General features: G+C 71.6%; 10 protein-coding genes. 5 read left to right on the top strand and 5 right to left on the bottom strand.

Features of this window, described 5'->3' with window-relative positions; all coding sequences use genetic code 11:
• Positions 1-35: 35 nt before the first annotated feature.
• The gene (locus ACZ7DL_RS32140) at positions 36-434 is read right to left on the bottom strand and encodes a hypothetical protein (protein WP_470779581.1); all 399 of its coding nucleotides are present in this window, start codon (positions 432-434) and stop codon (positions 36-38) included.
• 56 nt (positions 435-490) lie between these two features.
• Positions 491-1,285: a hypothetical protein gene (locus tag ACZ7DL_RS32135; RefSeq protein ID WP_470779579.1), complete on the bottom strand. Its 795-nt coding sequence runs from the start codon at positions 1,283-1,285 to the stop codon at positions 491-493.
• A 546-nt stretch (positions 1,286-1,831) separates the two neighbouring features.
• Between ACZ7DL_RS32135 and ACZ7DL_RS32130 the strand changes: the two genes are divergently transcribed.
• Together ACZ7DL_RS32130 and ACZ7DL_RS32125 are read left to right on the top strand one after the other, a co-directional pair.
• Positions 1,832-2,527 (top strand): LysM peptidoglycan-binding domain-containing protein, encoded by a 696-nt coding sequence (locus ACZ7DL_RS32130; protein WP_470779578.1) that lies wholly within the window; start codon positions 1,832-1,834, stop codon positions 2,525-2,527.
• A 79-nt stretch (positions 2,528-2,606) separates the two neighbouring features.
• A complete protein-coding gene (locus ACZ7DL_RS32125) occupies positions 2,607-3,647 on the top strand; it encodes a helix-turn-helix transcriptional regulator (protein WP_470779576.1) in 1,041 nt (346 codons plus the stop codon).
• On the opposite strand, the gene ctaD is transcribed toward ACZ7DL_RS32125, so the two are convergent.
• A complete protein-coding gene (gene ctaD, locus ACZ7DL_RS32120) occupies positions 3,529-5,223 on the bottom strand; it encodes an aa3-type cytochrome oxidase subunit I (protein WP_470779574.1) in 1,695 nt (564 codons plus the stop codon). The two genes, ACZ7DL_RS32125 and ctaD, sit on opposite strands and share 119 nt — an antisense overlap.
• Positions 5,224-5,681: 458 nt before the next feature.
• On the opposite strand from ctaD, the gene ACZ7DL_RS32115 reads away from it, so the two are divergent.
• On the top strand, positions 5,682-5,897 hold the full coding sequence (locus ACZ7DL_RS32115; RefSeq protein ID WP_356939042.1) for an I78 family peptidase inhibitor: 216 nt from the start codon (positions 5,682-5,684) through the stop codon (positions 5,895-5,897).
• A 127-nt stretch (positions 5,898-6,024) separates the two neighbouring features.
• Here the strand turns inward: ACZ7DL_RS32115 and ACZ7DL_RS32110 are convergent, their stop codons facing one another.
• Positions 6,025-7,053 (bottom strand): phosphatase PAP2 family protein, encoded by a 1,029-nt coding sequence (locus tag ACZ7DL_RS32110; protein ID WP_470779571.1) that lies wholly within the window; start codon positions 7,051-7,053, stop codon positions 6,025-6,027.
• A gap of 237 nt (positions 7,054-7,290) precedes the next feature.
• Complete coding sequence (locus tag ACZ7DL_RS32105; protein WP_470779570.1) at positions 7,291-8,559, bottom strand: glycosyltransferase family 39 protein; 1,269 nt, start codon at positions 8,557-8,559, stop codon at positions 7,291-7,293.
• A gap of 260 nt (positions 8,560-8,819) precedes the next feature.
• Here ACZ7DL_RS32105 and ACZ7DL_RS32100 point away from each other — a divergent pair, with 260 nt between their 5' ends.
• Together ACZ7DL_RS32100 and ACZ7DL_RS32095 are read left to right on the top strand one after the other, a co-directional pair.
• A complete protein-coding gene (locus ACZ7DL_RS32100) occupies positions 8,820-10,445 on the top strand; it encodes an MFS transporter (protein ID WP_470779568.1) in 1,626 nt (541 codons plus the stop codon).
• 92 nt (positions 10,446-10,537) lie between these two features.
• Positions 10,538-11,728: an acyl-CoA dehydrogenase family protein gene (locus tag ACZ7DL_RS32095; RefSeq protein ID WP_470779566.1), complete on the top strand. Its 1,191-nt coding sequence runs from the start codon at positions 10,538-10,540 to the stop codon at positions 11,726-11,728.
• Positions 11,729-11,754 lie beyond the last annotated feature (26 nt).

The following is an 11,754-nucleotide window of genomic DNA, read 5'->3' as shown; positions in this document are numbered from 1 at the left end:
TCCAGGGGCCGCCCTTCGGCGTCCGTGTGCCCGCGTCACGCGCCCCGGCGCGGCCCCGGTGGGAGCGCGGCGGCCGGGACGTAGTGCATGCCGCTCTCCTGCTGCCGTCCGAGCGTGCCCACCCGCTGCCACTGCGACTGCTGCCGGGCGGTGCAGGCACCCGCGCTGTAAGCGCTGTACGAGCTGCTGAACGACCCTGCCCGGTGGCCGCCGTACGTGCCCGTCCCGTCCGGGAAGTCCCCGAAGGCGCTGAACCTCAGCTCCTCCTCGCCGCTGCGGTCGCCCGGCAGCGTCCGGAAGGTCCTGACCCACTCCGCGTAGAGCGAGTCGTAGATGGGCGTGGCCGACGGTCCGCCGGACGGCTCGTGCGCCGCCCGCGCCGACGGAACGGAGGAGAAGGACGACCGGCGGGGAGGAGTGTCGTATGCGTGCACGTATGTCCAAACGACCGGGATCTCAAAGAGATGCGGCCGGAGGCGTCACCCAGGGCTCAGGTGCCGGCGAGAGGCAGCGCCGCGGCGACCAGTTTCCCGTTGGCCGCCGCCTTGTCCAGCGCGTCCCGCAGCAGATCCTCCCGGGGCTGACGCCCGATCGACCCCACCGGCGCCGCGAACATGAGCACCTGCTGGTGCTTGTTCGCGGCGGACCGCCAGCTGTCCGTCACCTGAAGCGGCTGGTGCGCCTGCCACCAGGCCACCGGGTGCCCCCCGGCCGCCGACGGCTGGAGCACCGCGTGCAGCTGCCCCACGGCCAGCAGGACCGACCAGCCGTGCAGGACCGGCGGGACGGACGCCAGCTCGGTCACCGGCATGAAGCCCTGCTCGATGAGGAGCGGAAGGAAGTCGTCGCCGGCCCCGGTGGTGCCCGGGCGGACGATCGGCGAGGTCGGTTCCACGACGAGCGCGGGGTGCAACTCGCCGTCGACCAGGACGATTCCGCTGGTCACGCCGAGCACCGCCTGCTCGGGCACGACCTTTTGCGGCTCACCGGCGCCGACCAGGTCACCACCGGCGGCGCCGATGGACCGGACGGCTCCCCGGAGCTGCTCCTCGGTGACCTGGACGACCTGCGAGGGCAGGCAGCCGGCGTGGGCGAAGGCGAGGACGGCGGTCTCGTCGCCGACGAACAGAACGGTGCTGGTGCGCTCCTGCTCGGAGTCGCCCGGGGTGCGACAGGACGTGCAGTCGTAACTGCCCGGGGCGTTCTCTCCGGCGAGCAGCCGGTCGGCTTCTTCGTCGCCGATCTCGGCGCGTACGGCGTCACTGACGTCGAGCATGCGCGGCACGGGTGGCTCCCTCGGAATGCGGTGCTGGGGATCGACCGGGTGGCTCCCGGCCGATGAGCCCCGGGGTTCCGGGCTCATGAAGAAGACAACGGGCGTCCTGTGGTGGGGGTCACGCCCCGAGGCGGACCGGTTCGCACCTTCCGCCGCGCAGGGTCACCTTGGGTGCGGAGCCGGATACTCACCGTCAACTCCGTGTGCCTTCAAGGAACTTGAACGGGTGAGGTGGGTCACAGATCGCTTCAGCGGGTGGTCGACAAATCAGGAAATCAGGCCATGTAGTGGGTGTCTGAAAATCGCCGATACCGGCGGTAACGAGCAACTGGCCTGGACCGACGGCCGGTTGGTTGATTCCCGCCGCTCGCCCTCCTTACATTCCTCCGCCGTGTGCAACGAGCACCGCTCGGGTACGTCCGCCGGCCGGCAGCAGGCAGAGCACGATCGCCGCCACCGGTCACGGCGGACGGGGCGGACGCGAACCACCGCGGCCCTACGCGGTTCGGTCGCGCTCCGCCTTGGGGGAGCCCGGGTTCGTGGAGAGGGAACTACATGTCCGAGTGTGCCGATACCACCCGCAACACCGACCGTCCCGACAAGGCCCGTTCCGACGGAGCCCGCAGGGGCCGTACGACGGCCGCGCTCGCCGGAGCCGCGCTGCTGGCCCCGCTGGGACTGCTGGCCGCGACCGGCAACGCCGCCGCGGCGGACAACGGAGTGTGGGACCGCATCGCCCAGTGCGAGAGCGGCGGCAACTGGCACATCAACACCGGCAACGGCTACTACGGCGGGCTCCAGTTCTCCGCCGGCACCTGGCGCGCGTACGGCGGCACCGCCTACGCCCCGACGGCCGACCAGGCCTCCAGGAGCGCGCAGATCGCCGTCGCGACCAAGGTCCAGCAGGCCCAGGGCTGGGGCGCCTGGCCGGTCTGCTCGGCCCGGGCCGGAGCCTCGGGCGCCGCTCCCGCGGCAGCCCGCACCGGCTCCTCCGGCACGGCGACCTCGCAGGGCAGCGTGACGACGAAGTCCGCCCCGGCCGAGTCCGCCCCGGCCAAGGCCCCGGAGCGCCCGGCGGCCACCACCCACCGCGGCGCGTCCCACGGGGACTACACCGTCCGCGAGGGCGACACCCTGAGCACCATCGCCGCCCGGCACGGAACCACCTGGCAGCGGATCCACGCCGCCAACAAGGCCGTCATCGGCGACGACCCCGACCTGATCGTGCCCGGCCAGCGCCTCGCGCTCTGACGGCCGGTCACCACCCCGCCGACAGCCGCTGTCCCGACGAGGACAGCGGCTGTCCGCATCCCCTGGCAGACTCGCCCCCATGTTGGAGACCTCGGCACGCCTGCTGCGCCTGCTCTCGCTGCTCCAGGCCCATCGCGACTGGTCCGGCGCCGAACTGGCCGAGCGGCTGGGTGTCACCCCGCGCACGGTCCGCCGGGACGTGGACCGGCTGCGCGAGCTGGGCTACCCGGTCAACGCCAGCCCCGGCACCGGCGGCGGCTACCAGCTGGGCGCGGGCGCCGAACTCCCGCCGCTGCTGCTGGACGACGACGAGGCCGTGGCCGTGGCGGTGGGCCTGCGCACCGCAGCCGGACAGGGAATCGAGGGGATCGGCGAGACCTCCGTACGGGCCCTCGCCAAGCTGGAGCAGGTCCTGCCGCACCGGCTGCGCCGCCGGGTGAGCGCCCTCAACGCCTTCACCGTGCCGATGCTGCGCAGTGGCCCGCCGGTGACCCCCGTCGACCCCGCCCTGCTCACCGAACTCGCCCACCTGTGCCGGGACGCCGAGCGGCTGCGGTTCGAGTACCGCGCGCACGAGGGCACGCCCAGCCGCCGTACCGTCGAGCCGCACCGGCTGGTGTGCACCGAGCGGCGCTGGTATCTGGTCGGCTGGGACGTCGACCGGGCGGACTGGCGGACCTTCCGCGTGGACCGGATCACCCCGAAGCCCCCGCACGGGCCGCGCTTCACCCCGCGCGAGCCGCCCGCCGAGGACCTGGCTGCCTATGTCTCCCGGGGCGTCTCCACGCGCGCGTACGCCACGCACTCCACCGTCCGGCTGCCGGTACCGCTGCACGAGGCCGCCGAGCGGGTCTCCCCGTCCGCCGGGACGCTGGAGCCCGATGGCGCGGACGCGTGCATTCTGCGCTCCGGCGCGGCGAACCTGGACGTGATGGTCGTTCATCTCATGATGCTGGGCCTGCCGTTCGAGGTGCTGGAGCCCGCCGAGCTGACCGACGCCGTCAGGAGGATCCGGGACCGGCTTGATGCCGCTTTGGCTCGGGCTGAGGGGCCTGGCCCGCGTACTCCGGGTGGTGCAGGTCGAACGCAGGGGACTCCGAGCGGATCCGGGGCAGGGTGACGAAGTTGTGCCGGGGCGGCGGGCAGGACGTCGCCCATTCCAGGGAGCGGCCGTAGCCCCAGGGATCGTCGGTCTCGACCTTCTCGCCGTACCGGGCGGTCTTCCAGACGTTGTAGAGGAACGGCAGCGTCGACAGGCCGAGCAGGAAGGAGCCGATCGTGGAGACCGTGTTGAGGGCGGTGAAGCCGTCGGCCGCCAGATAGTCGGCGTACCGGCGGGGCATGCCCTCGGCGCCCAGCCAGTGCTGCACCAGGAAGGTGGTGTGGAAGCCGGCGAACAGGGTCCAGAACTGGATCTTCCCGAGCCGCTCGTCCAGCAACCTGCCGGTGAACTTCGGCCACCAGAAGAAGAAGCCGCCGAAGACCGCGAAGACGACCGTGCCGAAGACCACGTAGTGGAAGTGCGCGACCACGAAGTACGAGTCCGTGACGTGGAAGTCCATCGGCGGCGACGCCAGGATCACCCCGGTCAGACCGCCGAGGAGGAACGTCACCAGGAAGCCCAGCGCCCACAGCATCGGTGTCTCGAAGGACAGCGAGCCCTTGATCATCGTGCCGGTCCAGTTGAAGAACTTCACGCCCGTCGGCACCGCGATCAGGAACGACATGAAGGAGAAGAACGGCAGCAGCACCGCGCCGGTGGCGAACATGTGGTGCGCCCACACCACCATCGACAGCCCGGTGATCGCCATCGTCGCGCCGACCAGCGTCAGATAGCCGAAGATCGGCTTGCGGCTGAACACGGGGATGATCTCCGTGATGATCCCGAAGAACGGCAGCGCGATGATGTAGACCTCGGGATGCCCGAAGAACCAGAACAGGTGCTGCCACAGCAGCGCCCCGCCGTTCGCCGCCTCGAACACCTGCGCGCCGAACCGCCGGTCCGCCTCCAGCACCAGCAACGCCGCCGCCAGCACCGGGAAGGCCATCAGGATGAGGATCGACGTGAACAGCGTGTTCCAGGTGAAGATCGGCATCCGGAACATCGTCATGCCCGGCGCGCGCATCCCGATGATGGTGGTGATGAAGTTGACCGCGCCGAGGATCGTCCCGAAGCCGGCCAGCGCCAGGCCCATGATCCACAGGTCCGGGCCGACGCCGGGGGAGTGCCTGGTGTCGTTGAGCGGCGCGTAGGCGAACCAGCCGAAGGCGGCCGGCCCGGTGGGCACCAGCAGCGAGCCCAGCACGATCAGCCCGCCGAAGGCGAACAGCCAGTACGAGAGCATGTTCAGCCGCGGGAAGGCCACGTCCGGGGAGCCGATCTGCAACGGCATCAGCTCATTGGCGAAGCCCGCGAAGCTCGGGGTCGCGAACAGCAGCAGCATGATCGTGCCGTGCAGCGTGAACAGCTGGTTGAACTGGTTGTTGTCCATCAGCTGGAGGCCCGGCCGGGCGAGTTCCGCGCGCATCAGCAGGGCCATGACCCCGCCGGCCAGGAAGAAGCCGAACGCCGTGATCAGGTACAGGTGACCGATCTTCTTGTGGTCGGTGGTGGTGAGCCAGTCCACGACCAGCCGGCCGCCCCGCGGTCTGCCGCGCACCGCCCCTGCCGTCGCCCCTGCCGTCTCGGTCCCCATCGCTCGCCCCTTCGCATCCTCGCGCCCGGGCCCACCGCAACCCGCGGCACGCGTACCCGCGAGCTGTCGTCGTGATGCTCGCCGGGGCGTGCGCTCCGGCAGGGGGCGTCCGGCGGTTGTGTGCTGAATCCGTGAAATTCCTATGCGGTGTCAGCTGCCGTGGCACCGCACCGGATTGCGCGGGGAATCGCGCCCCGGGCCCGCCCCGATCCCCACTGCGGCACTTTCCGCCGGGGAATTGGGAGCGGCCCTCCGACACGCATGAATTCTGTTCGATTACCCCGGTAAGCGGTACGGAAACGCCCGTACGTGTGACGTCCGCCGCGGCCGCGGTCGATGTCGCGGCGGCCGAAACGGCATCAGGACAGCTGTGACAGAAGCGTGACGGGAACCGGATACGGCTCTTACCGTCCTGTGCCCGGCTTCCGTCACCGCCGGTTGCGGCCTAGCGTGATCGCATGGCACCGATTCCCACTCCGCCAGCGGAGCCCCAGGACAGTCCGGACGGGTACGTCGGCCTCGACGCCGCGCACGCCGAGCGGCTCGCCCGGCAGCGCGGCTGGTCGACCGTACGGTCGTTGCCGCCGGGCGCGATCATCACCATGGAGTACCGCGTCGGACGGCTGAACTTCGAGGTGCGCGACGGCCGGGTGGCCCGCGCCTGGAAGGGCTGACCGCCCCCGCCGTCCGGACACGCGCATGACGAAGGCCCCGCTCCTCTTCCTCGAGTTCTCGGGAGCGGGGCCTTCGTCATGGCGCGGGAGTCGGTCGTGCGTACCGGACCTCGCTGTCCTCCTGTCGTCAGCCGCCTGTCAGGGGGCGGGCCGGCTGGGAGGCGCCGCGTGGGAGGCGATCGGCGTGCGGCGGGCGGCGGCTGCCCGCCGGGGTGACCGGGGTGCGCTCCGAACGGGTCGTGTGCGGTCCGGGCGCCAGATGCGGCAGGCCGCGGGAGGCCCGGGTCGAGGAGACCGGCTCGCGGGTCGGCGCCGGCGGCTCCGCCGGAAGGCCGCGCGACCCCAGCACCACCGGCGTGACCGGGATGGCGGCCGGCTCGGGCACGGGCAGGCCGCGGCGGGTGCGCCAGCGGTCGCGCAGGTCGAAGAGCCACAGCTCCGCCTTGGCGATCAGCGGCTCGAACCAGGGCAGGGCGAGCAGGATCAGCAGGCCCGCGGCCCAGCCCAGCAGCACGTCGCTCAGCCAGTGCGTACCGAGGTAGACGGTGGTGAGGCCGACGCCGAGGGAGGTGACCGCGGAGAGCGCCGACAGCCAGCGGCGCGCTCTCGGGGTGGAGGCCAGATACGCCAGGATTCCCCAGGTCACCACCGCGTTGGCGGTGTGGCCGCTGGGAAATATATCGCCGCCCAGGCCCATCTCGCTCGAGCCGATGACGGTCGCGTAGTGCGGACCGAGCCGCCCCATGCCGATCTTGGCGGCGCCGACCGTGATGTTCAGCAGCAGCAGCGAGGCGGCCAGGGTGAGCAGCGGGCGGATCGTGTGCTGCCGCCAGGAACGCCAGCCGAGCCAGGCCGCGACCATCACGGCGGTGGGGCCGCGCTGGCCGAGCACCACGTAGTAGTCGAGGAAGGCATGGATCTCGGGCCACTGCTGGTACGGCCGGAAGAACATGACCTGCCAGTCCAGCCGGACCAGCCAGGAGGTGGTCACCACGGCCCACACGATCGCCAGGTAGAAAGCCAGGGTCGCGGAGAACAGCACGACCCGGTGCCGGCTCATCCTCGGCACATCGATGTGGGCCGGTCGTTCCGGCTCACGGTCCAGCCTGGCGAACACCCGGTCCAGACGCCGGGTGAGGTTTCGTTCGGTACGCACCCAATCGACGTTACAGCGAGTGAGCTCTGCTCCCGGTCGAAACAGGGGCTTTGTGATGACGATGTGATGTGGGAAACCTCTCAAGGGCGGCCAGAATTCCTGGGATTCCGCAATCGAGGGACACCGTTCAGGTCAATTCCTTTGATCATGCCGGGTGTTGTTTATATGGCGCTTATGAATGCGTTAACCGGGTCCTGGCGCGGAATTCTCCCGGGCGTCATCGGCCGGCGAAGTCGATCATGGCGGACCGGAGCCGTTCAGCCAGAAGGCCCCGTAGACCGCCGCCGCCACCGCCAGGCCCGCGGTGATCAGGGCCGATCGGGAGGGGCGCGGCCGGGCCAGGGCGACGGCGAGCGGCAGCAGCACCGGGAAGGCCGGCATCAGCAGCCGGGGCTTGGAGCCGAAGTAGCTCGACGCGCACAGGGCGAGCGCGAGGACGACACCCGTGTACACCAGCAGTTCGAGCGGCTGACGCCCGCGGACCCCGGTGACGTACAGCCAGATGAGCAGCGCGACCCCGATGATCAGGCCGAGGCCGGCGAGTGCGGACGGAAATGACGTGAACTTGTCGGCCACGAAGCGCGCGAAGGCGTACCCGCCGTCGAACCCGTTGCGCCATCCGGCCTGCACGTCCAGATAGCCGAGCGGGCCCTTGCCGGTGCGCTGCCCGACCCACAGGACGTACCCGGCGGCACCGAGCGGGGCGAGCAGCATGCCGAGCGCGCGGCGCCAGGCGGGGGCGCAAGGAGCAGGGGCTGCGCCGGGGATGCGAGAGAGGGCGTGAGAAGAAGTGGGTCCGCCGGGAGCGGGCGCGGGTGCGGGGGTGTGTGCATCGTGGTGCGCGCCCGGCGTGCGCTTCGCGCCGCGCTCTCGCACGAACGAGACCACGCCCGCCACCCACACCGCCGCGACCACCGCCGCCCCCACCGGCCGGGTCAGCCCGGCCAGCGCGGCCAGTAACCCGGCGCTCGGCCACCGCCCGGTCATCACCGCGTACAGCGACCAGGCCGCCAACGCCGTGAACAGCGACTCGCTGTACGCCATCGACTGCACGACCCCGACCGGCAGCACCGCCCACAGCAACACGGCACAGAGCCCCACCCGGGGTCCGTACACCCGGTCGGCGACCGCGAAGATCCCGGCCGCCGCGGCGAGCGAGGCCAGCAGGCTCACCACGAACCCGGCGTCCGCGTACGACAGCGGGGTGACCGCGTGCAGCAGCCGCTCCAGCCACGGCAGCAGCGGGAAGAACGCCAGGTTGGAGTGGACGTCCCCGTTCGGCAGCCGCACCTCGTAGCCGTAACCCAGCTCGGCGACCCGCGTGTACCAGAGCGAGTCCCAGCGCGCGGTCAGCAACGTGTGCGCGCTCGTGCCGCGGGCGGCGCTCCACACCGCCAGGACGGCCAGCCCCAGGGCGCGCACCGCCGCATAGCCCAGGAGCGCCGGGACCACCCGCCGCGGCAGGGAGGCGTCCGGCGCGGCCACGCGCGTGTCAACATCGGTCACGGGCTCGATTATCGACCGCCCGTCGAACCGGACCGCCCGCCGGGGCATGGTCAAGAGGGGGCGACGTGGTGTACGCCACACGGGTTCCGTCGTGCGTGTGAGAGGTCCGCCACGTGACCGGGCAGTGAACTCGCGTACGCTGGCGAGTCACCCGCGTGGGTTCGCGCGGGCCGGAGACACCGCTCCTCTCCGGCCGTACGACAGGGAGTCCCCACCCCGTCGGTCCGCCCCACGCGAGGGATCATCTGGGAGGTACGTACATGTCCGGGACGACCACGGCTGCCGTACGGCCGCGCCGTCGGGAGCCCGGGGCAGGTGCCCACCGCTGGGTCGTCCTCGTCGTGCTCTGCGTCAGCCTGCTGCTCGTCGCCCTCGACGCGACCGTGCTGCACGTGGCGGTCCCCGCAGTCACCGAGGACCTCAAGCCCGGCGCCATAGAACTGCTCTGGATCGTCGACGTCTATCCGCTGGTCTGCGCCTCGCTGCTGATCCTCTTCGGCACCCTCGGCGACCGGGTCGGCCGCAGACGCGTCCTGCTGCTGGGCTACGGCCTCTTCGGTGTCGCCTCCGCGGTGGCCGCCTTCGCGCAGACCGCCGAGATGCTCATCCTCGCCCGCGCGCTGCTCGGCGTCGGCGGCGCCATGATCATGCCGGCGACCCTGTCGATCCTCCGCCAGGTCTTCCCCGACCGGCGCGAGCGCGCCCTCGCCATCGGCATCTGGAGCGCGGTGGCCGCGGTCGGCGCGGCGGTCGGGCCGCTGCTCGGCGGCTTCCTGCTGGAGCACTTCTGGTGGGGCGCGGTCTTCCTGGTCAACATCCCGCTGATGCTGGTCAGCCTCCCGGTGGGCCGGGCCCTGCTGCCCGAGTCCCGGGGGGAGGGCGACGGCCCCTGGGACGTGACCGGCGCGCTGATGGCGGCGGCCGGGCTCTTCGGCGTCGTCCTCGGCGTGAAGCGGCTCGGCGGCGGGGAGGCGGCGGCGAGCCCCTTCACCGTGCTGCCGCTGCTGACCGGCGCGGTGCTCCTCTTCTTCTTCGTACGGCGCCAGCGACGGCTCGTGCATCCCCTGGTGGACCTGCGGATGTTCTGCCGGCCGGCGTTCAGCACCTCGGTGGGCTGCATCGTGCTGGCGATGCTCGCGCTGGTCGGCCTGGAACTGATCGCCGCCCAGTATCTTCAGCTGGTGCTCGGCCTGTCCCCGCTGGAGACCGGCCTCAGGCTGCTGCCCCTGACCGTCGCGGCGATGGCGGCCGGCCTCGCGGGCGCGCGCATGCTGCGTCGCTTCGGACCGCGCCGGATGGTGTGCTTCGGCTTCTGCCTGACGGCGGCCGCCGTGCTGACCCTGACGGCGATGGGCGGCAGCGACAACACGGCGCTGCTGCTGGCCGGTTTCGTGCTGCTGGGCTTCGGCCTGGAGACCACGCTCTTCGGCGCCTACGAGTCGATGCTCAGCGAGGCCGCGGCCGAGCAGGCCGGCGGCGCGGCGGCGATCGGCGAGACGTCGTACCAGCTCGGTGCCGGTATCGGCATCGCGCTGCTGGGCAGCGTGATGAACGCGGCCTACACGCCGGGGCTGCGGTCGGTGCCCGGCGTTCCGCGGCACGCGTCGGACGCGGCGGGCCACTCGCTCGGCGAGGCCTACGAGGTCGCCGGCCGGCTCGGCGGAACCGCCGGGGCGGCGCTGCGCCGGGCGGCGCGGGACTCCTTCGTGCACGGACTGCATGTGACCCTGCTGGTGAGCGCGGGCCTGTTGCTGCTGGGTGCGGTGATGGCGCTTCGGCTGCCGTGGATCATGCAGTGCGGCGAGGAGCCGGCCGGGGCCGAGCTGGAGCTGCCGGCGCCGCGCGAGGCGGAGGCGGCGGTCGGGAAGCCGCGGGTCACCGCCTGACCTCCTCTGGACGTGCGGGACACTGCACCGTAACGTCGGCCGGAGAGCCGTAACTAGCGCTGCTAGTTTTGCTGAGTCCCGGAGGGTGTTCCATGTCCGCGTCCGCGAAGCTGCCCCCGTTCGATGCCACCGACCCGCTCGGGATCGACGATCTGCTGGAGCCGGAGGACCTGGCGATCCGGGACACCGTCCGCAGCTGGGCGGCCGACCGCGTTCTGCCGTACGTCGCCGACTGGTACGAGAAGGGCGAGCTGCCCGGGATCCGGGATCTGGCCCGCGAACTCGGCTCCATCGGCGCCCTCGGCATGTCCCTCACCGGATACGGCTGCGCGGGCGCGACGGCCGTGCAGTACGGCCTGGCCTGTCTCGAACTGGAGGCGGCCGACTCGGGCATCCGCTCGCTGGTCTCCGTGCAGGGCTCCCTCGCGATGTACGCCATCCACCGGTTCGGCAGCGAGGAGCAGAAGCAGGAGTGGCTGCCGCGGATGGCCGCCGGCGAAGTGATCGGCTGCTTCGGGCTGACCGAGCCCGACCACGGCTCCGACCCCGCCTCCATGCGCACGCACGCCAAGCGGGACGGCGACGACTGGGTCCTCAACGGCCGCAAGATGTGGATCACCAACGGCTCGGTCGCCGGGGTCGCGGTCGTCTGGGCGCAGACCGAGGAGGGCATCCGCGGCTTCGTCGTGCCCACTGCCACCCCCGGCTTCTCGGCGCCGGAGATCAAGCACAAGTGGTCCCTGCGCGCCTCCGTGACCAGCGAACTCGTCCTCGACGACGTACGACTGCCCGCCACCGCCGTACTGCCCGAGGTCACCGGACTGCGCGGACCGCTCAGCTGTCTCTCGCACGCCCGCTACGGCATCGTGTGGGGCGCCATGGGCGCCGCGCGCAGCAGCTTCGAGGCGGCCGTCGACTACGCGAAGTCACGGGAGCAGTTCGGGCGGCCCATCGGCGGCTTCCAGCTCACCCAGGCCAAGCTCGCCGACATGGCGGTGGAGCTGCACAAGGGGATTCTGCTGGCCCACCATCTGGGGCGGCGGATGGATGCCGGCCGCCTGCGCCCCGAGCAGGTCAGCTTCGGCAAGCTCAACAACGTCCGCGAGGCCATCGAGATCTGCCGAACGGCGCGGACGATCCTCGGTGCCAACGGGATCTCCCTGGAGTACCCGGTGATGCGGCACGCGACCAACCTGGAATCGGTGCTCACCTACGAGGGCACCGTCGAGATGCACCAGCTCGTGCTGGGCAAGGCGCTCACCGGGCTCGACGCCTTCCGGTGAGCCCCGTCGGGGCAGGGCCGGGTGAG

It is taken from the genome of Streptomyces sp. NPDC036984 (genome assembly GCF_055607665.1).
The sequence above is the reverse complement of the archived record's forward strand: the minus strand, read 5'-3'. Positions and strand labels throughout refer to the sequence as shown.